At 67.3% G+C, this 20,343-nt stretch carries 19 protein-coding genes; 10 read left to right on the forward strand and 9 right to left on the reverse strand.

Annotation, left to right across the window (positions count from 1 at the left end; genetic code table 11):
* Positions 1 to 28: 28 nt before the first annotated feature.
* The 3 genes from BLT19_RS00905 to BLT19_RS00915 form a co-directional block, all read right to left on the reverse strand.
* Positions 29 to 1,081 carry a serine hydrolase domain-containing protein gene (locus BLT19_RS00905; RefSeq protein ID WP_157681721.1) on the reverse strand — a complete coding sequence of 351 codons (1,053 nt, stop codon included), beginning with the start codon at positions 1,079 to 1,081 and terminating at the stop codon, positions 29 to 31.
* A 118-nt stretch (positions 1,082 to 1,199) separates the two neighbouring features.
* Complete coding sequence (locus BLT19_RS00910; RefSeq protein ID WP_172825570.1) at positions 1,200 to 1,880, reverse strand: FadR/GntR family transcriptional regulator; 681 nt, start codon at positions 1,878 to 1,880, stop codon at positions 1,200 to 1,202.
* A complete protein-coding gene (locus tag BLT19_RS00915; protein ID WP_231917725.1) occupies positions 1,877 to 3,025 on the reverse strand; it encodes an L-talarate/galactarate dehydratase in 1,149 nt (382 codons plus the stop codon). The genes BLT19_RS00910 and BLT19_RS00915 overlap by 4 nt, the downstream gene beginning before the upstream one ends.
* A 151-nt stretch (positions 3,026 to 3,176) precedes the next feature.
* On the opposite strand from BLT19_RS00915, the gene BLT19_RS00920 reads away from it, so the two are divergent.
* Positions 3,177 to 4,430, forward strand: coding sequence for an MFS transporter (locus BLT19_RS00920; protein ID WP_091485063.1), 1,254 nt, complete (start codon positions 3,177 to 3,179; stop codon positions 4,428 to 4,430).
* Here BLT19_RS00920 and BLT19_RS00925 read toward each other — a convergent pair.
* The 6 genes from BLT19_RS00925 to BLT19_RS00950 are packed head-to-tail and all read right to left on the reverse strand — an operon-like array spanning position 4,414 to position 10,201.
* Positions 4,414 to 5,565, reverse strand: coding sequence for a hypothetical protein (locus tag BLT19_RS00925; RefSeq protein ID WP_091485064.1), 1,152 nt, complete (start codon positions 5,563 to 5,565; stop codon positions 4,414 to 4,416). The genes BLT19_RS00920 and BLT19_RS00925 overlap by 17 nt on opposite strands.
* Positions 5,562 to 6,425, reverse strand: coding sequence for a class II fructose-bisphosphate aldolase (locus tag BLT19_RS00930; protein WP_091485065.1), 864 nt, complete (start codon positions 6,423 to 6,425; stop codon positions 5,562 to 5,564). The genes BLT19_RS00925 and BLT19_RS00930 overlap by 4 nt, the downstream gene beginning before the upstream one ends.
* The gene (locus BLT19_RS00935) at positions 6,422 to 7,330 is read right to left on the reverse strand and encodes a 1-phosphofructokinase family hexose kinase (protein WP_091485067.1); all 909 of its coding nucleotides are present in this window, start codon (positions 7,328 to 7,330) and stop codon (positions 6,422 to 6,424) included. Before BLT19_RS00935 ends, BLT19_RS00930 begins: the two co-directional genes overlap by 4 nt.
* Before the next feature lie 4 nt (positions 7,331 to 7,334).
* Positions 7,335 to 8,462: an N-acetylglucosamine-6-phosphate deacetylase gene (nagA, locus tag BLT19_RS00940; RefSeq protein ID WP_091485070.1), complete on the reverse strand. Its 1,128-nt coding sequence runs from the start codon at positions 8,460 to 8,462 to the stop codon at positions 7,335 to 7,337.
* A gap of 20 nt (positions 8,463 to 8,482) precedes the next feature.
* Complete coding sequence (locus tag BLT19_RS00945; protein WP_091485073.1) at positions 8,483 to 9,397, reverse strand: ROK family protein; 915 nt, start codon at positions 9,395 to 9,397, stop codon at positions 8,483 to 8,485.
* Positions 9,398 to 9,400: 3 nt separating this feature from the next.
* On the reverse strand, positions 9,401 to 10,201 hold the full coding sequence (locus tag BLT19_RS00950) for an SIS domain-containing protein (protein WP_091485076.1): 801 nt from the start codon (positions 10,199 to 10,201) through the stop codon (positions 9,401 to 9,403).
* A gap of 238 nt (positions 10,202 to 10,439) precedes the next feature.
* On the opposite strand from BLT19_RS00950, the gene BLT19_RS00955 reads away from it, so the two are divergent.
* The 9 genes from BLT19_RS00955 to BLT19_RS00995 all read left to right on the forward strand — a co-directional run bounded on the left by BLT19_RS00955 (position 10,440) and on the right by BLT19_RS00995 (position 20,258).
* On the forward strand, positions 10,440 to 11,222 hold the full coding sequence (locus BLT19_RS00955; protein WP_091485079.1) for a DeoR/GlpR family DNA-binding transcription regulator: 783 nt from the start codon (positions 10,440 to 10,442) through the stop codon (positions 11,220 to 11,222).
* A 129-nt stretch (positions 11,223 to 11,351) separates the two neighbouring features.
* Positions 11,352 to 12,575, forward strand: coding sequence for a Gfo/Idh/MocA family protein (locus BLT19_RS00960; RefSeq protein WP_091485082.1), 1,224 nt, complete (start codon positions 11,352 to 11,354; stop codon positions 12,573 to 12,575).
* A 53-nt stretch (positions 12,576 to 12,628) separates the two neighbouring features.
* Positions 12,629 to 13,903, forward strand: a complete 1,275-nt coding sequence (locus tag BLT19_RS00965; RefSeq protein ID WP_091485085.1) for an ABC transporter substrate-binding protein — start codon at positions 12,629 to 12,631, stop codon at positions 13,901 to 13,903.
* Positions 13,900 to 14,856 (forward strand): carbohydrate ABC transporter permease, encoded by a 957-nt coding sequence (locus BLT19_RS00970; RefSeq protein ID WP_231917726.1) that lies wholly within the window; start codon positions 13,900 to 13,902, stop codon positions 14,854 to 14,856. The genes BLT19_RS00965 and BLT19_RS00970 overlap by 4 nt, the downstream gene beginning before the upstream one ends.
* Positions 14,849 to 15,769, forward strand: coding sequence for a carbohydrate ABC transporter permease (locus BLT19_RS00975; RefSeq protein WP_231917727.1), 921 nt, complete (start codon positions 14,849 to 14,851; stop codon positions 15,767 to 15,769). The genes BLT19_RS00970 and BLT19_RS00975 overlap by 8 nt, the downstream gene beginning before the upstream one ends.
* A gap of 130 nt (positions 15,770 to 15,899) precedes the next feature.
* On the forward strand, positions 15,900 to 17,162 hold the full coding sequence (locus BLT19_RS00980; protein ID WP_091485087.1) for a M23 family metallopeptidase: 1,263 nt from the start codon (positions 15,900 to 15,902) through the stop codon (positions 17,160 to 17,162).
* Positions 17,163 to 17,191: 29 nt separating this feature from the next.
* Positions 17,192 to 17,419: a DUF2256 domain-containing protein gene (locus BLT19_RS18215; RefSeq protein ID WP_091493037.1), complete on the forward strand. Its 228-nt coding sequence runs from the start codon at positions 17,192 to 17,194 to the stop codon at positions 17,417 to 17,419.
* A complete protein-coding gene (locus tag BLT19_RS00990) occupies positions 17,416 to 18,852 on the forward strand; it encodes a cryptochrome/photolyase family protein (RefSeq protein ID WP_157681722.1) in 1,437 nt (478 codons plus the stop codon). Before BLT19_RS18215 ends, BLT19_RS00990 begins: the two co-directional genes overlap by 4 nt.
* Before the next feature lie 248 nt (positions 18,853 to 19,100).
* Positions 19,101 to 20,258 carry an IS481 family transposase gene (locus BLT19_RS00995; protein WP_091493040.1) on the forward strand — a complete coding sequence of 386 codons (1,158 nt, stop codon included), beginning with the start codon at positions 19,101 to 19,103 and terminating at the stop codon, positions 20,256 to 20,258.
* The last annotated feature ends 85 nt before the right edge of the window (positions 20,259 to 20,343 follow it).

Raw genomic sequence — 20,343 nt, forward strand, 5'->3', positions numbered from 1 at the left:
GGCTCCGGCGCCCTCGGGAGAGTCCACCTCACGCAGCGAGCATGCGACTGAACTCGTTGAAGGCGACCTCGGTTTCCTCGTCCCGCGCGGCGTCCTCCGGGCGCGCGTACGACGCGGCCCGCGCGATCACCACACCGGACGCGTCGTTGACATAGACGTACTGACCGTGAATGCCGCGAGCCATGATCGCCCCGGGAGCACGGCGCGAACTCCACCATTTGTAGCTGTAGGCGTAGTTCTCCAGGTGCGGGCCTAAACGCCCCCGCCGGAGATGATCCCGCTCGGGACGGTGGAAGCGCGCGATCCACTCCTCCGATACGATCCGGCGATCGTTCGCCACCCCGCCGCGCCGGACGAGGTCGCCGAAGCGGGCTATATCGCGAACTGTGGCGCAGAAGGCCGAACCGGCCAAGTGCTGTCGAGGTTGAAGGTGTGAGGTGTAGTAGTAGGCGTTCGACTCTGCACCCATGGGCTGCCACAGCACCTGCGAGTTCAGCTGCGCCAACGTCATCCCGCTCGCCGCCTCGAGCACCCAGCCCAGCACGGCGGAGTCGACCGAGGAGTAGCTGAAGCTCACGCCGGCCGGATGCTGGGTGCGCAACGTCCGAGCCATCTGCCGCGGATCTGCTTCGGCTACGGATCTTCGCCATCGATGGATCTCGCTCGTGGGATCGTCGAACGCCTCCGTGAAGGCGCTGCCACTGCTCATGTTGAGCAGATCGAAGAGGGTCGCGTCGTGGAAGGACGTGTGCGCGAATTCCGGCAGGTAGGTCACCACGCGCTCTGCGACGGAGGTTACGAGACCCTCATCGAGGGCGATACCCATCAGGACCGATGTCACGGCCTTCGTCACCGAGTACATGCGCAATCGCACGTCCGGCGCGGCGAACGCGCCCGGGTAGGCCTCATACACGAGCTCGCCGTCGCGGAGGATGGCGATCGCCGTGGTGTTCGTGCGCTCGATGAGATCATCGATGCTCCGCTCCACTCCGGCGAATCGATACCGCGGGCGCAGCGCCGGAGCCGCTGCGCTCCGATCCGCCGGCGACGCGGACGCGCGGACCGTTTCGACGGGGAACATCGTGTCGGTGTGCGCCAGCGACCATTCGAAGTGCCTCGGGTCCCCCGCGGAGGGATTCAGCACGGGCGGCCGACGCGCGTCATGGCCCGCCGCGCGGCGATCGACGGCAGCTCACCGGTCAAGGGTGCACATCCACTCGGTCCATCGAATTGTGCAGATGCGCGCGCATCGCCGCGCCGGCGGTCATCGCATCTCCGTTCGCAATCGCCCTGATCACGGCGCGATGCTCCTCCCATGCTCGGGCCAGCGCTGCGTCGTCTTCGCCGAGCCGAGCGGGAGGCACCATGATCGAGCCGGGACCGAGCGATTCGAGCGCGGCGACGAAATACCCGTTGCCGGTCGTGCGGGCGATCTCTCGGTGGAATTCCCAGTCCGCCTCGACAGCGGCGGCCGGACTCGACAGGTCCGCGCCATCGAGTATCGCTGTCAGCCGACGGACGTGGAGGGGCGACCGCCGACGAGCCGCCAGTGCGGCCGATTCGGACTCCAGCGACGCTCGGAACTCGAGCATCCCGGCGACATCGGTGCCAGCGACTGGCCAGGAAGCGGCGCCGGCCCGGGTCGGAATGGTCAGGACGAACGTGCCGCGCCCCTGTTCGGACCGCAGCACTCCCCTTGCTCTCAGACGCGAAATCGCCTCGCGGATGACCGTGCGGCTCACTCCGAACTCGACGGCCAGCCGGGTCTCGGGCGCGAGACGTGAACCTGGCGAGATCCGGTCACGTCGGATGAGAAGCAGCAGTTCCTCTGCAACCCGATCCGAGGCCCGGGCCTGCTCAGCACCCCCGTGGAAGCTCACCGGATCACCTCGTCCGCCACAGTCCACGCGTCAGAGCGTTCACTCAGGGTGAGGCCGATTCCGGGCCCTGTCGGCACGATCATTCTGCCGTTCGTGACCTCGACGGTCTCGTTGAACAGCGGCTCCAGCCAATCGAAGTGCTCGACCCACGGTTCGCTGGCGTGCGTGGCGGCGAGGTGGATGTGAAGCTCCATCGCGAAGTGCGGAGCCACCCCCACGCCGGCCTCGTCAGCCAGCGCGAGCAGGCGGAGGAACTGGGTCGTGCCACCCACGCGCGGCGCGTCCGGCTGGATGATGTCGGCCGCTCCGGCGTCGATGAAATCCCGGTGCTCACGCACACTGGTGAGCATCTCCCCCGTCGCGACAGGAGTGTCCAGGGCGCGCGCGAGCTCGGCGTGCCCACTGACGTCGTAGGCATCCAGGGGCTCCTCGATCCACACCAGATCGAATTCTTCGAGTGCGCGGCCCATTCTGAGCGCGGTCGGCCGGTCCCACTGCTGATTCGCATCGACCATGAGCGGCACGTGCGCGCCGAGCGCATCCCGCACGGCCCGCACGCGGTCGAGATCCTGGCGCGCGTCCGGATGACCGACCTTCACCTTGATTCCTCCGATGCCACCCTCGACGGCGGCGAGCGCGTTGTCGATGACGGCGCCGATCGGAGTGTGCAGGAACCCGCCTGACGTGTTGTAGCAGCGGACGGCGTCGTGGTGCGAGCCGATGAATCTGGCGAGCGACAGCCGTGATCGCTTGGCCTTCAAATCCCACAGCGCGTTGTCGATCGCGGCGATCGCCTGCGTTGCGATGCCGCTGCGACCCACGGAGGCGCCCGCCCAGACGAGCTGGAGCATGTTGCGCTGGATGTCGTTGGCGTCGAGCCCGATCAGGAGAGGTGCGATCTCGTGGGCATGGGCGAACTGCGCATCGCCGCCGGCTCGCTTGGAGTAGCTGAATCCCATTCCGGCGGCGCCGTCGGTGGTAAGCACCTCGGCGAACAGCAGCGCGACTTCCGTCATCGGCCGCTGCCGCCCGCTCAAGACCTTCGCGTCGCTCACGGGGACGCGGAGGGGCAATCGCACTGAGCGCAGACGAACCTGATCCACGGCGTCTGCAGAGCCGGTCGACGAGATGGGACGATTGGTCATACTCATACCTTATGGGTCATACCAATCAGGGGCTGGGAATGCTACCGTGGGAGTTGCACCTTGGTGTGTAACAGCGGAATCAGGCTGCCCACGTCGAAGTTCAGGCCGACTTGTCTGCCGACGCGGCTGGTCTCCGTGGAGGCGCCCGCTGATGGCAGGCTCGCGCAACGATGACCGTCTTGATCCCTCGTGGCCCGGCGACCGTGGCCCGCAGGGGTTCACTGCCTACCGACGGATATTGCGTCTCCCGGGCGCGGTCGGGTTCTTCGTCCCTGCGATCGTCGCCCGGCTGGGTGTGGCGGCGACCGGGATCGGCATGCTGTTCTCGGTCCATGGCTTCACCGGGTCCTACGCCTTCGCGGGTGCGGTGACCGGTGTGTTCGCGACCGCCGAGGCGATCGCGGGACCACAGGTCGGCAGACTGATCGACAGGTTCGGTCAAGGCCGGATCCTCCCTGCTGTCGCGGGCGCGCACCTGATGGCGATCGTCCTCACGATGTTCGCCGCAGCGAGTGGGAGCCTCGCCCTGTCGGTGCCGGCAGCCGTCTTCGCCGGTGCGACCGTCGCGCAGCCCGGAGCGCTCGCCGGCGCGCGCTGGGTGCACATCCTCCCGGAGCGCAGCGACCTTCGGGTCGCGTTCTCGCTCGAGGCAGCGGTGAACGACGCGGTGTTCATCATCGGTCCACCGGTTGTGACGGTGCTGAGCGGACTGGTCGCACCCTGGGCGGGCTCGGCCGTGGCGGCTGTGCTGCTCGTCGTGGGCTGCCTCGTGCTCGCGGCGCAGACCGCGACCGCCCCGTCACCAGCGGCGCGGTCGCCTCGCAGCGAAATCCGACCACACAGCCGGACCAACGGCCTGCGCTCACCCGCGTTCCTGGCGGCGGTCGGCGTCAACCTCGGTCTCGGATGCTTCTTCGGCGCCGCACCGATCCTCGTCACGGCGACGGCGACCGGCAACGGGATCCCCGCCATCGCCGGTTTCGTCCTGGCCGCCACGAGCGTCGCGAGCCTGGTGAGCGGACTGGTCTACGGAGCCTCAGCCAGCCGGCTCCGGCCCCAGGCCGTGCAGCTGACAGCCGCCGCGGTGCTGCTCAGCGCGCTGGTGCTCGCGGTCTTCTGGCCTTCGCTGCTCGGCCTCGCGGTCGCGGTCCTCATCGGTGGGATCGCGATCGCTCCACTGGTCGCGACCTCGTCGCAGATCGTCGAGGCCAGTATCGAGCGACGCGTGCTCACCCAGGGTCTGACCTGGATCAACACGGCATCCGCCGCCGGAGTCGGCATCTCGAGCGCTGCCGTCGGCTTCGCGATCGAAGCGGGCGGCCTCGTCCCGGCAACCGTGGTCGCGATGGGTCTGGTCGGCGTCGCCGTGGCAAGCGCGCTGGCCGGGTTCAGAGGGCCGCGATGACGTCGCGATGCCATGCGAGGAAGGCGTCCTGCATCTCGGTTCCGAACGAATGGGGCGCGTCCACCCAGCACGCGCGATAAGAGCCCTCCGCCCCGGCATCTCGGTAGCGCTCGCGCAGGCGCGTGTCCGCGGCGCGCATGCCCGCGACCGAGAACAGGTCGTCGGCGGTGGCGTAGCCGACGAACAGCGGTCGCGGCGCCCGCGCGGCCGCGATGTCGGGCCATTCGCCGGCGCGTCCGATGTGGGGGTTCAGCATCATCCACGTGTGCTCGTGGACGTAGCCGTCCACCATGGCATCGAAGGTGGACATCATCGACATGATCCCGACCGCCCGGACGTTGTCACTCAACGCGGACGCCAGGGCGGCGCGGGCGCCTCCGCCCGACATTCCCAGCACCGTGACGCCTCCGGCCGCGACACCGGGCCTGCCCGCAAGCACGTCGATCGCGAGCAGGTCCTCCCGGACGACGACCCCACCCCACGACGTTCCGAGCAGCCCGAGGGTCTTGGCCATCGCGTCCTCGTGGGGCGCGGCATGGATCTCATACGCAGCAGACTCGCCCAGCTCGTCGCCTCGGGCGGCGGCCTCGGCCAGTCTCAGTCGGGCGTATCGCTCGCTGCGTTGCGGCATCGTGTCGACCGATGCCCGGCGGCTCCCCCAGCCGAAGACATCGTGGACCAGGACGGCCATCCCCGAGCGGGCCAGCTCATTCGTCCAGGCTCGGTCTCCGTAGGCCTCGGAACGCAGGACGCGAACCGCCGGCGCGACTTCACCGGGACCATCGGCGATCTTCTCCTTGCCGTAGAACTTCACATCGCTGTGGCAGTGCATCGCGAGCGCGCCGGGGAGGGTCGACGCGTCGCCGGCCGGTCGCAGCAGCCACGCGTCGGTGTCGGGGCCGAACCCGACGTTCCAGCGGAGGTGGACGCCATCGACCCCGTCACGAGTCCAGGTCTCCCCTTCGGTCACGGCGACCGGCACGGTGAGGTCCGGAACGCCCAGCACATCGGACAGTGCGCCGGGAATGCGATCGGCCGCGAGCGAGGAGAAGGGATCCGGTCGCACGAGTTCGGCCAGACCCTCGATCCCCCGCAGATCGCGGCCGGACAGTGGTGCGTCGGAATCCCGCTTCACCGCCGCGCCCCGACGCTCTGCGAACTGGACCGCACGACGTCGAGCAGGTGCGCGACGATCTGCGCGAGCGCCTCGCGGGCGGCCAGCAGACCTGGGCGCGGGTCGGACTGTCCCTCGTGCGAGACCAGATGCTCGCGCAGCCTCCCGGTGAAGGCCACGTTGAGCGCGGTACCGATGTTGACCTTCGTGATGCCGCTGCGCACCGCGGCGGCCAGCTCGTCGTCCGGGACCCCCGATGAACCGTGCAGCACCAGCGGGACGTCCACGAGCGCACGGACCGCCTCGATCACATCCCGGTCGAGCCGGGTGGTCCGCTCCTGCTGTGCGTGGACACTGCCGACCGCGATGGCGAGGGCGTGCGCCCCGGTGTCTTCGACGAACGTTCGGGCCTCACCGGGATCAGTGCGGATCCCCGGCGCATGCGCCCCGCCCTTGCCCCCGATGGCGCCCAGTTCCGCCTCGAGCAGGATGCCTTCGCCTTCTGCCCACAGCACGGCTTCGCGCGTGGCGGCGACGTTGTCGCGGAAGTCCAGGTGTGACGCGTCGAACATGACAGAGGACGCGCCCTCGCGCGCCGCCGCTTTGCACAGTTCGAGTGACATCGAGTGGTCGAGGTGCAGCGACGCGCGTGCAGGAGATGACCCGATCGCGGCCGTCGCGGCGCGCAGGATCGGCGCGGGATCGCCGAGGTGGAACTGGATCGCGTTCTCGCTCACCTGAACGATGACCGGTCGGTCGGCATCGGCGGCGGCATGCAGCACCGCCTCGAGCTGCTCCAGCGTGATGATGTTGAAGGCCGCGATCCCCTCGCCGGCATTCGCCGCTTCGGTCAGCAGCGATCTCGTCGAGACGAGTGTCATGCGGTCAGCTCCTCGATGGTCACGGCGGGCAGAGAGCGGGAATAGAGGTCGTGGTCAACGTGGCCGGCGAGCGGATGCGCGACGGCGGCCGCGGAGAGCGCCACGGCATGCCGCACCGACTCGTAGAGCGGCCACTGCTCTTCGAGCCCGATCGCGAGTGCAGCGACAGCGGCATCACCCGCGCCGGTGGGATTGCCGTGTACGTCGCTGTGCGGGCGGGCGTGAAGAACCCGATCGCGAGACTGGAATCGGATGCCGTCGGCGCCGAGCGATGCGGCGATGCCACCCGCACCCAGATCGATCAAGTCGGCGATCCCGTCGTCGATGTTCGACCGGCCGGTTGCGGCCAGCAGTTCCTGCGCGTTCGGCTTGAGAATGTCCGCGCCCCCGCGTGCCGCCTCCAGCAGCGCGTCGCCCGTCGCGTCGACGATGACCACGCCGCCCGCATCGTGGACAGCCCGGACGATGCGGGCGTACACATCGACCGGCACGCCTGCGGGCACCGAACCCGACGCGACGACGACACGGTGCGACCGGGCGAGGCGCAGCATCCGTTCCTGTGCCACGTCCCAACCGACCACGAGCGCGTCACCGCGTTCGTTGAAGATCGTCGAGGTGTGCGCGTCGACGACGTTCATCGTTCGCCGTGACTCGCCGCCGACGTCGACCAGGTCCTCGGACAGTCCGCAGCGACGAAGGTCATCGCGGATCGCGGCGCCCGTCGTCCCTGCGATCAGCCCGGTGATGGTCGCGGTGCGACCGAGGCTGCAGACCACACGAGCGACGTTGATGCCTTTGCCACCGGCCTGCGCGGTCGCCTTCTGCACGACGTGACTCTCCCCGCGCTGCAGTGCGGCGACCTCGTAGGTGACATCCAGCGCAGCGTTGAGCGTGATCGTGAGCACGGTGTCAGCCGACCAGTCGGCCCGCGCGGTAGACGCGCTCGAGGAGGAGATCAGCGCCGAGGACGACCAGATCCGCGCGTCGGCCGATCTGGATCGAGCCGACGTCTCCGTCGATCCCCAGCACCTGGGCGGGCAGCCGCGATGCCGCGGCGCTGGCCTCGGTGATGGGGATGCCGATCTGCACGGCTCGGCGGACGGCGTCGGTCATGGTGATCGAGCTCCCAGCGAGGGAGTGCGCGCCCGGCGACCAGGCGCGACCGTCGCGCACTTCGATCGTGGAGCCCTGCAACACGAAGTCGCCGTCGCCCAGCCCGGCCGCGGCCATGGCGTCCGTCACCAGGAGGACGCGATCGCGAGCCTGGGAGAAGACCCACCGGACCATGTCAGGATGCACATGGAATCCGTCGTTGATGATCTCCACGACGCAGTCCGGGTCCATCAGCGCGGCGACCGCACCGCCGGGCGCACGGTGGTGGATCGGTGGCATGCCATTGAAGAGATGGGTGATGTACCCCTGGCGACCGCTCAGCGCGGCGACCATCTCTTCGACCGACGCGGAGGTGTGACCGAAGGCGACCACCACCCCGCGGTCATCCAGATGGGCGATCATCTCGTCGGCGCCCGCCGACTCGGGCGCAAGCGTGACTGTGCGGATCCATCCCTGAGCCGCATCGAGGATCACGTTCAGAGCATCGAGGTCGGGCTCGCGGAGCGACCTGACATCGTGCGCACCGCGATGCGCGGCTGACAGGAAGGGCCCTTCGAGGTGGATGCCGACCATGTCGCCGGACTCGCAGACCGGAACCAGGTCACGACATTGGGCGGCGAGTCGTTCGATGGAGGCGGACGATACGCTCGCAAGCATCGATGTCGTGCCGCCGGAACGGTGTGCGTCGACCACCGTGCGCGCGGCGGTCGCACCCTCCGTGAAGGCGGCACCTCCGCCGCCGTGTACGTGAAGGTCGATGAAACCGGGGAGGACCCAGTCACCCTCGAGCGACTCGGCTCCGCGCGGAGCGTCCCCGGCGCCCACAGCGGCGATACGACCCTCGGTCGCAGCGAGCCATCCGCGGTCGATGACGCCGTCCGGCGTGACGATGCGCGCGTCGCTGAGCAGGACATCGCCGAGCATGACTTCCCTCCGCCGGTCGGTCACCTCGCCAGCTCCCAAGCGCGCAGCCCGGCCCCGACAGCCCCCGCGAGGTCGCGGTGGAATGCACCGACGACAGCGGTGGAGGCCGATCCGCGTTGCGCCAGGTGCAGACGAAGCGGCCCGAGCAGCGTTTCGCCCGCAAGCGACAGTCCGCCGCCGATCACGATGAGATCGAGGTCGAGAATCTGGTCCGCGGCACTCAACGACGCTGCGAGCGCATCGATCGCGTCGCCCCAGACCTCTGCGGCGACGCGGTCGCCCGCCCCTGCGCGCGCGATGACCTCCGCCGCGCCGTCGACCGGGGCGTCGGCGTCGCGGATTCGGGCGTTGTAGCGCGACCGGATCGCTGAGGCGGAGGCGATCGACTCCAGGCATCCGCTTCGTCCGCACATGCACGGTTGGGTGCTCCCACCGGCGGGGATGTGGCCGATCTCGCCCGCGCGGTTGTTCGGCCCCGCGCGAACGACGCCGTCGAGCACGATCGCCGCGCCGACCCCGGTGCCGATCGGCACGAACAGCGTCGACGAGGCGCCTCGGGCCGACCCGGAGTACGATTCGGCGCGGGCACCGGCGCGGACATCCTGACTGATCGCGACCGGAAGCTGCGTCCGATCGCGAAAGCGCGCGGCGAGGTCGACATCCCGCCAGCCGAGGTTCTCGGAGTGGATCGCGAGGCCGGTCCGTTCATCGACGAGTCCTGGAACGGCGAGACCGATCGCGACGGGACGGATCCCCGCCGGCGTCTGACGGGCGCCATCGATGGCCAGGTCGACGATCGCGTCGATGGTGTCCGATGGGTCATCGCGCGCTGGAGTCGGTATGACCCACTCGCTCAGAAGCCGACCCTCGGGATCCTGCCAGTGCGCCTTGATGCGCGTACCGCCGACGTCGACCGCCAGGACTGCCTCGAGCATCGGTCAGCGAGTCGCCAGGGTCACCGCGCGCGTCAGGCTGCGGGGGTGGTCGGGGTCGAGCCCACGATCAGAGGCGAGGTCAACGGCCAGGCGCTGGATGCGCAGAAGATCGACGAGCGGATCGCTGAGCGTTTCGACGAACAGCGCACCAGTGTTCGCAACGTCCTCGGCCAGACCCGAGGGCGCGCTGCCGAGCGACCAGACGACGCGGCCGGGCTGCGCGATGCTGATGGGCCCATGGCGGTACTCCAACGCGGGATACGACTCCGTCCACAGCTGCGATGCTTCGCGGAGCTTGAGCGCGGCCTCGTTCGCGATGCCGACGCTCCATCCGCGGCCGATGAAGGTGAATTGATCGGATGCCCGAAGCTGCGGGTCCAGCGGCTCATCAACGGCAGCGCGGGCTGCATCGATGACGTCGGACACGTCTTCGCCCAGTGACGAACGCAGTGCCATGAGCGCGGTTGTCGCGAATCGTGTCTGCACGACGGACTGCTCGTCCGCCCAGTCCAAGGTCACCGCGTGGGGAACCAGGGAAGCCAGCGCTGCATCGCGATCTGCGGTCAGTGCCATCACGCGGGGGCTGCTCGAGCGAAGCGACTCGACCAGGTCGAGGATCTCGGTGGTCGTCCCGGACCGACTGATGACGAGCACGGCGTCGTAGTCGCGCATCGCCAGCGCATGCTCGCTCGCCGCGAAAGCGTCGGTGATGCCGGCGCCGCTGTTCTCGCGAAGCCACGCGTAGGACTGAGCGACGAACCAGGAGGTGCCGCAGCCGATCACGGCGACGCGCTCCCCGCGCATGGGAAGATCACGGAATCGTGATGCCAGATCGGTCGCGCGCCACCAGCTGTCGGGCTGGCTCGCGATTTCTGCAGCGACGTAACTGATGATCGGTTCCTTTCGTAGAACGTACCCACACGATGCAGGAAGTTGCGCGTAAAGTCAATATTCCGTGCAGATATGTGCAAACAGGGCGGCAAAACATCCTCGTACGTGCACAGCTTGCGCTCTATGCTGAAAGGGACACGAGGGGATACGAGTGAACCGCACAGACCGCTGGGGGCGCATCCTCGAGACGATCGCCGCCGACGGCTCGGTTCAGGTGGAATCCCTCGCCGAGACGTTGGACGTCTCTGCGGCGACGATCCGCCGCGATCTGGACGAGCTCGCCCAGCAGCAGATGGTGGTCCGAACCCGGGGCGGGGCGGTGTCCCATTCCGTGTCCTACGACCTGCCGCTTCGCTACAAGTCCTCGCGTCAGGCGTCCGAGAAGCAGCGGATCGCCGCCGCGGCGGCAGAGTTGGTCGCTGACGGTTCTGTCGTGGGCATCAACGGCGGCACCACGACGACCGAGGTCGCCCGGGCTCTGGCGGCCCGGGCGGGTGAGCCTGACCTCTACGGACGCAGCCTGACCATCGTCACCAATGCCCTGAACATCGCGAGCGAGCTCGCCGTACGAACCAACATCAAGATCGTCTCCACCGGCGGTGTGCCGCATCCGCATTCCTACGAGCTGATCGGCCCATACGCCCGTCACGTTCTGGAACAGGTCCACGTGGACATCGCGATCGTGGGCGTGGACGCGGTCGACCCCGTCCACGGACTGACCGGGCACAACGAGGATGAGTCGATCATCAACAGCCTCATGGTCGAGCGGGCGCGCACCGTCGTCGTCGTCGCCGACCGCACGAAGCTCGGAATGCGGTCGTTCTCGCGGATCTGCGGCATCGACGCAGTCGACGTTCTCGTGACAGATGACGAGGCTTCATCAGAGCTTGTCGACCGCTTCCGCTCTGCCGGCGTACGCGTCATCTGCGCCTGACGCCCTTCGCATCGCCCAGCACGGCGAAGTTTGCACACTTTTGCATAAAATTGTTGACAGTGTGCTCGTTTGTGCTTCAACATGGCGTAAAGCGTGCAGTAAACGTCAATTGAGCGCAGGGAGAACGAAATGGTGGCTTCGCCCATCCCCGAGGAAAAGGCGCCGCTCCGCGTAGCCGTTATCGGCTACGGGGTTCGGGGTCGCGACCTCGCACGATGGGCCGAGAACGTTTCGACGCCGGCGTCGCTCATCGGCATCGTGGAGCACTCGGAACGGTGCCGGAGGGATGCTCGCGCCGACTTCGGCGAGTCGGTCGCGATTCTGACCGACCACTACGATCTGAGCAGCGCCGATGTCGACGCTGTCATCGTCGCCACGCCCGATGACACTCACGCCGCCATCGCGATCGACCTGCTCGAACGGGGCATCCCGATCTACCTCGAGAAGCCGATCGCGACCACCGTCGTGGACGCCGACGCCATCCTGGACACCGCAGCGCGAACCGGCACGCGGATCTACGTCGGCCACAATATGCGCCACACCCCGATGGCACGCGTGATGAAAGACGTCATCAGCAGCGGCGAGATCGGCGAGGTACGAGGAATCTGGTGCCGGCACTTCGTCGGGCACGGCGGGGACTACTACTTCAAGGACTGGCATGCCGACCGCGCCCGATCGACCGGACTGCTGCTGCAGAAGGCCGCGCACGACATCGACTTCATGCACTGGCTCGCTGACTCGTATACCGATCGCGTCGTCGGGATGGGCGACCTTCTCGTCTACGGTCGCATCGCCGACCGACGGGACAGGGCGGGGGAGCGGATGAAGGAGTGGTTCTCACTCGACAACTGGCCGCCGCTCGCGCAGACCGGCCTGAATCCCGTCGTCGACGTCGAAGACCTGTCGATGGTTCTGATGCGGCTCGAGTCCGGGGCGATGGCGAGCTACCAGCAGTGTCACTTCACTCCCGACTACTGGCGCAACTTCACCGTCATCGGCACCGAAGGCCGAGCGGAGAATTTCGGCGACAGCGGCGATGGTGTCGTCAGGGTCTGGAAGCAGCGCTCCGGGTACAACCCGACGGGCGACGCCGAGTACGCGTTCACCGGAGCCGGTTTCGGTCACGACTCGGCCGACCACGACTGCGTCGACGAGTTCCTCCGGTTCGTCGCATCGGGTGCCGCGCCGGTCACCTCGGTCGTCGGCGGCCGTCAGGCCGTCGCGGTGGGCGTTTCCGCGACGCACTCGCTCCGCGACGGCTCCGCGCCTCAGGACATTCCGCCCATCGACCCGGATGTCTCGCGCTACTTCGAACACGGACAGCACAAGATCCTCCACAGCGCTGACCGCTGAGTTCCGACCTGCACCACCCGACCCGAATCACCTGAACACAAGGAGACACAGTCATGAGAGGTAAATTCGCTGCGGCCGCACTCGGCTCCGCGATGCTCGTCGCCCTGACCGGATGCGCCGGAGCCGCACCAGGCACGGACGACTCCGCCGACGGCGAGCTCAGCGGCGAACTCACGTACGCGATCTGGGATGAGCGACAGCAGCCGGCGATGGAGGCGATGGCCGCCGCATTCACCGAGCAGCATCCCGATGTCAGCATTTCCGTCGAGGTGACTCCTTTCAGCCAATACTGGACGAAGCTGCAGACGCAGGGCTCGGCCAAGGAGCTGCCAGACGTCTTCTGGATGAACGGCCCGAACGCCAAGGTCTACGCACCGAGCGGGCTCCTCGAGCCGATCGACGCGCTCGTCGAGAGCGGCGAGGTGGACCCGTCGAACTACCCCGAAGCCCTTAACGAGCTGTACACGTTGGACGGAACTCAGTGGGGCGTTCCGAAAGACTTCGACACGATCGGCGTCTGGTACAACACCGCTCTGCTCGCGAAGGCAGGCGTGGCCGAGCCCACCGCCGACTGGACATGGGACGACTTCGCCGTCGCCGCACAGACTGTCAGCGACACCCTCGCGGCCGAGGGCACCTACGGCGTGGTCGCCGAGCTGACCGGCCAGCAGAGCTACTACGACACCATCTTCCAGGCCGGCGGGTACGTCATCTCGGACGACATGAAGAAGTCCGGCTATGACGATCCGAAGACGATTGCCGGGTTGCAGTACTGGACGGATCTCATCGCCTCCGGGGCGTCCCCGTCCGTCCAGCAGCTCTCAGACACCCTCCCGAACCAGTGGTTCACGTCCGGCAAGGCGGCGTTCTACTGGGCCGGCAGCTGGCTGGCGAGCGAAATCGCGGCATCACCCGTTGCCGCCGATGTGAAGACCGCGCCTATGCCCGTCGAGGAAAAGGCAGCAACCGTGATCCACGGTGTGGCCAACGTCATCGCAGCAGACGGCAAGAACAAGGCAGCCGCCGCTGCCTTCCAGGCGTACCTCGGCTCAGAGGATGCCGCTCTGATCTCGGCCGACATGCGCGCGGCGATTCCGGCTTTCAACGGCACGCAGCAGGCCTGGGTGGACTCCGAGCCGACGTTCGGACTGCAGATGTTCCTCGACGCGACCGAGTACGCGGTGCCCGACCCCGAGTCGTACAACACGACAGCGTGGCGCGAGCTCGAATACGAACTGCTGCCGCAGGCCTTCTCGGGCGAACGACCCACTGAAGAGGTCGCCAAGGAACTGGCCGAGCGGATGAACGAACTCCTGGCGGAAGAGTGAGCTCACCGAAGCTGAAGTCGCGGCCGGGGGGCGTTTCTCGCCCACCCGGCCGCGGCCGCGGCGGCAGTCCTGCCCGAGGCCGCCGCGACGGGCTGCTGTGGGGCTGGGTGTTCGCGGCGCCGGCTGTGCTGGGGTTGACGGTCTTCTACGTCTGGCCCCTCCTGCAGACCGCCTACTTCAGCTTCACCGAGTGGGGGGTCTTCGGAGGCTCGACCTGGGTCGGGACCGCGAACTACGAGAAGCTGTTCAGTGACCCCACCGTCGTCACGTCGATTCTGAACACCGTCGGCTATACGCTCATCGTCCTGCTCGGCGTCCCGATCGCCGTCGTCGCCGCCAGCCTCATCAACCGGCCGGGCCTGCGGTTCGCACAGCTATACCGTGTGCTGTTCTTCATGCCGTACGTGGCGATGCCGGTCGCGGTCGCCCTCGTATGGCGGCTGATGTTCAATGGCGACTTCGGGATCATCAACGCCGCGCTTGCGACGGTCGGCGTCGACGGGCCCTACTGGACCTCGACCCCGGGGCTCGCACTGGTCGCCCTGGGCATCGTGGGGCTGTGGACCTCGATCGGCTTCAACATGATCATCATCAGCTCTGGCCTCTCTGCTATCCCCCAGGAGCTGTACGAGGCCGCTCAGCTGGACGGCGCCGGTGGCATCCGCATCTTCTTCTCCGTGACGGTGCCGCTGCTCGCCCCGACCCTCTTCTTCGTCGTGGTCATCACCACCATCAATGCGTTCCAGGTCTTCGATCTGCTCTTCGCCCTGATGGGAACTGCGAATCCTGCGATGGCGCAGACGCAGACCTTGATCTACTTCTTCTACTCGGAGGCCTTCGTGGCGAACGACAAAGGCTATGGCGCGGCGATAGCAGTCTTGATCCTGGTCGTCATCGGCGCCGTCACTGCGGTGCAATTCCGTCTGCAGAAGCGGTGGGCGACCATTGACTGAGTCGACCATCCTCTCACCGAGCGCACCGGGCGTGCCCGGCATCCCGACCGGCGTGGTCGCGCCCCCTGCGCCGCGCCCGCCTCGCGCGTCGCGATCCCCGCGGGCCGGCACGGTTTTCACCCACGTGTTCCTCGTGGTAGGTGGGCTGATCATGGTCTTCCCGTTCGTCTGGCAGGTCCTGATGTCCCTGTCGACGAACTCTCAGGTGATGAGCGTTCCGCCCACCTTCTGGCCGGGAGAGCTCCAGTTCGGCAACTTCGCAGAGGTGTTCGAGAAGATTCCGTTCTTCAACCAGCTGTGGGTGTCGATCCTCATCACGGGCCTGCGCACACTGGGCCAGCTCATCCTCTGCACTCTTGCCGGGTACGCGTTCGCACGTATGCCGTTCCGGGGCAAGAACATCGTGTTCGCGATCGTCCTGTCGTTGCTGATGGTCCCGCCGCAGATCTACCTCATCCCTCAGTACCTGATCATCCAAGACCTCGGTCTGCTGAACACCGCGTTCGGCGTCGCCCTGCCCGGCTTCTTCAGCGCCTTCGGCATCTTCCTCATGCGCCAGGCCTTCGTCGGCCTGCCCTATGAGCTGGAGGAGGCCGCCAGGCTGGACGGGGCGAATCCTTTGCAGACGTTCTTTCGCGTGATGCTTCCGCTCGTGGGCCCCAGTCTCAGCGCGCTGATCATCATCACTGTCCTGTGGTCGTGGAACGACCTGCTGTGGCCACTCGTGGTGGCCACGCGAGCAAAAGACATGCCATTGTCCGTAGGGCTGGCGACACTCCAGGGCCAGTTCTCCACCGATTACTCCGTGCTGATGGCGGCGAGTCTGCTCGCTACCCTGCCGGTCCTGATCCTGTTCCTCGTGTTGCAGAAGAGAGTGGTCCAAGGCCTCGCGTTCTCCGGGATGAAGGGGTAACGCCCCCCGCGGGAGCATCCGAGCGCATCGTCGTTCAAAGGCACGGGGTGACGCCTCTCGACTCCGTGCCGCCGGTCACATCGCTTGCGCCTCTTGAGGGGAGCGCCGACCCTATGGCAGGTTGCCTGTCATGATCACCCGCCGGCTTCGTCTGCTGCTCGCGTGTTCCGCCGTCACGGCTGCCGCGCTCATCTCCTCCTGCACCGCAAGTGACCTGAGCGACGACCCGACGTCGAGCGCGTCGGCCCCGAGTCCTCTGCAGATGCCGGAAGAGGAGGCTGTCGACGAGTTCTCACCTCTGATCGTCTCGAGCGTCGCGGGCGATCCCGTGCCGGTGCGGGGGACGGATGGGCTCTACCACCTGGTGTACGAGTTGCAGATCTTGAACTCGTCACCACGACCAGCAGCGATCAGCAGCATCACCTCCTCCGCCGGCGGCGACGAGATCTCCATGATGACCAGCGCCGACGTCATCGCGCGCACCCTGCCGATCGGCGACTATCCGTTCCCTCCCGAAGCGATGTCTGAGATCCCGGCGGGAACGACCGCCGTGGTCCTGATGGATACGACTTTCGAGTCTCGCGACGCGGTTCCCGGCCAGATCGATCATGAGCTCACCGCGACGTTCGGTGAGGTGCGTTCCGGGCAGGCGAACTACGCCACCCTCTTCCCGACCGAAGCGACCGCCCATGCGACGACCCGGATCGGCGCAGGAGACCCGGTCGTGGTCGGGCCACCATTGACCGGTGCGGACTGGGTCGCAGTCAACGCATGCTGCAGCCTGTCCCCGCACCGCGGGACGATGATCCCGATCGGGGGACGGATCAACGCCGCGGAGCGGTATGCGATCGACTGGTCCCGATTCGACCTCAGCCGGCCTCTCGTCGAAAACGGCGAACAATCGACGTTCGCCGGCGACCCCACCGTCAACGCGAACTACTACACGTACGACCAGCCGGTTCTCGCCGTCGCCGAAGGAGAGGTCGCGGTCGTCGTCGATGACCTCCCCGACGCCGAGCCGCACGTCCTCCAGGAGGGCCTTCCGCTGAGCGAGTACGGCGGCAACCACATCGTGCTGAAGATCGCCGACGGCGTCTACGCGTTCTACGCGCACCTCAAGCCCGGCTCGGTGACCGTGCAGGTCGGCGACCACGTCCGCCTCGGAGACGAGATCGCCCGCACCGGGAACAGCGGCAACACCACCGAGTCCCACCTCCACTTCCACCTCATGGACGGGACCGCGCCGCTGACCGCGACCAACCTGCCCTTCGAGATCAGCTCCTTCACCATGCAGGGAAACGGCAACGAGGACGGCAGCGAATTCGTCCTGGACCGGGGGCAGCGGGAGAACGAACTCCCCCTCATCCTCTCCGGCATCGGCTTCCCCGACTGAGAGAGTCTCCGAGCCCGCCTGCGGAGCCGATGCGCATTGCCCGGCGGCCCGGCCCCTGTCAACACCTTCCTCATCGACCCCGGGGCGGATTGGGTAGGACAGTGCCCCGATCGCCTGCTCAGACCAAGGAATGCCTGCACTGCGGGCGTCCGTTCGCGGACCGCAAGCGCTGGGCGTCCCGCGGACAGTGGGAGGCAGTGCACTACTGCTCCGTGAAGTGTCGAGCGGCGGCTCGCCGCGCGAGGGGCCCGGCGTGAACGCAGCGCTCGTCCTGGCTACGCAACAGTTCGCTGAACACCCAGCCCTCGAGGATCCCGACATCGACGAGATCTTCATCGTGGAATCGCCAGGGCGGTTCCGACGCCTGCCATACCACCAGCACAAGATCGTGCTTCTGCTCGCCGCCACGCGACACAGCGTGGAGCGCTGGCGGGCGGAAGGCAGAACCGTTCGGCACGTGCGCCTCGACGACGACCTTTCGTTCGCAGCCGGCGTCGGCCGCCTTGTCGAAAAGCACCATCCCGACGGCCTGGCGTGGATGAGTGCGACCGATCGGGGTGTCGACGAACGGCTGCACCGGCTCTGCGATCAGCTCGGGCTCCGCTCCAAGACCTATCCCGACAACCTGTTCCTCACGAGCGAAGCCGAGAGTGACCGCTGGTTTCTCGAGCACTCGGGCGCACGAATGGAGGACTTCTATCGATGGCAGCGCCGCCGGACCGGCATCCTGATGGAGAAAGGCAAGCCCGCAGGCAGACGATGGAACTTCGATGAGGACAATCGGCATCCGCTGCCGAAGGTCGGCCTCGACATCCCGGCAGCGCCGCACGAAGCGCCCGACCAGATCACCAGGGAGGTGATGGCCGAGGTAGAGCGACGGTTCTCCGACCATCCCGGTCGGGCTGCGGACTTCTGGCTTCCGGTGGCACCGGAATCAGCGCGTGCATGGCTGGATCACTTCGTCCAGGAGCGTCTGCTCGAGTTCGGCCGCTACGAGGATGCGATGGCGGCGGATGAGCACGTCCTGTTCCACTCCGTCATCTCGCCTCTTCTCAACATCGGCCTGCTCACCGTGGACGAGGTCATCGACAGCGTCAGCCGACACGGTGAGGCACCGCTCGCCTCGGTGGAGGGGTTCATCCGGCAGGTGATCGGGTGGCGGGAGTACATGCGCGGCATGTATCGAGCGCATCCCGAACTCGAGCACGTCAACGCGTTGGGGCTGAGCAGACGACTCGAGGGATGGTGGTACACCAACGACGGCGTCCCAGCGGAGGTACCGCGACCGGTGCGGACCGTCCTTGACCGGGTGCACCGATGGGGATACGCCCACCACATCGAGCGGCTGATGGTGCTGAGCAATTGGATGCTGCTGCAGGGCTACGCGCCAGGCGAGGTGAATCGCTGGTTCCTCTCGCTCTTCGTCGACGCATACGACTGGGTCATGGTCCCGAACGTCATGGGGATGGGCCAATACGCCGACGGCGGCCTCGTCGGCACCAAGCCATACATCTCGGGCGGCGCCTACCTGCAGAAGATGGGCTCCTGGTGGAACTCAGCGCAGGAGGCGAAAGACTCGGCATACACCGAGGCCTACTGGGCGTTCCTCGACCGGCACGAGGAGCAGCTTGTGGGAAACCCGCGGCTCTCGCTCCCTCTGGCGCAGATGCGCACGCGTCGCGGCGAGTGAAGCGCCACCTCGGCCTGGGCGAGCGTGAGAGAAGCCCCGCGATCCCAGTGTTTACAAGGGATCTCGGGGCTTCTGAGCTGGCGGTGACGGTGGTGTCTGGGTTCACGACATCGTTGACACCTGATCGCTTGGTGGTGGTCGTGATTGGTGACGGGTGAGTCGCGTCATAGGCGACGGGACGTTCGTGGTGATCGTTGACGGGTGAGTCGCGTCATCGTTGACAGCGTCGCAGCGCCGACGATGCGGTGGTGAAGCCGAAGAACCTCGTCATCGTCCGCGCCGTTCGCGAGCAGGGCCTCAGTCATGCTGAAGCCGCCGCTCGGTTCGGCGTCACCCGCCAATGGGTCCATGCACTCGTCACCCGTTACGACACCGACGGCCCCGACGGGGTCGCCCCGCGTTCCCGGGCCCCACGCACGCGACCCGGCGCGACACCGGCCGCGATCCGCGAACGGGTCATCGCTCTGCGCGTCCAGCTGACCGCGAACGGTGCCGACGCGGGACCGGCGACGATCGCGTGGCATCTCGAGCAGGAAGGACGCCCAGCCCCATCGACGTCGACGATCCGTCGCATCCTCCACGCCGAGGGGCTCGTCATCCCCGCACCATCCAAACGCCCCCGCAGCTCCTACATCCGGTTCGAAGCGGACCTGCCCAACGAGTGCTGGCAAGCCGACATCACCCACTGGTACCTCACCGACGGCACCCGGGTCGAGATCCTCGACTTCCTCGACGACCACTCCCGGCTCCTACTCGACATCCGAGCCGCGCCCGCGTTCACCGGTCCCATGGTTGTCACCGCGATGACCGACCTGATCAGCCAATACGGGCCACCCCTGTCCACACTCACGGACAACGGACTCGTGTTCACCACCCGCCTGGCCCGCCACAAAGGCGCCCGCGGCGGGTTCGAGAAACTCCTCGCCGTCCACGGCATCACCCAGAAGAACGGCCGCCCCGGGCACCCTCAAACCCAGGGGAAGATCGAACGCTTCCACCAGACCCTGAAACGCTGGCTCACCGCCCGCCCCCACCCGGCAACCATCGCCGACCTGCAACTCCTGCTGACCCAGTTCCAGACCTGGTACAACACGCAGCGCCCGCACCGTTCGATCGGCCGACGCACCCCCGAGCAGGCCTACACGGCCCTGCCGAAAGCGACCCCGACCGGGCCGGCCCGATCCGAATGGCGCTCCCGCACCGACAAAGTCGACCGCGACGGGAAAGTCACCCTCCGCTACGCCGGGAAACTCCGCCACCTCGGCATCGGCAAAGCCCACGCCGGCACCCCCGTGCTCCTCCTCATCCACGACCGCGACGTCGTCACCAGCAACGCGAACACCGGCGAAATCATCGCCGAACACACCATCGACCCCAACCGCGACTACCAACCCCGGAAACCGTGAACCGCCCCGTCAACGATGACGCGACTCACCAGGCAAACGTCACCGCCAACCCACCGAACCCAACAAAAAGTCCTGAGCCGCGCAC

Origin of the sequence: Microbacterium pygmaeum, from assembly GCF_900100885.1 — a bacterium.
GTDB lineage: Bacteria > Actinomycetota > Actinomycetes > Actinomycetales > Microbacteriaceae > Microbacterium > Microbacterium pygmaeum.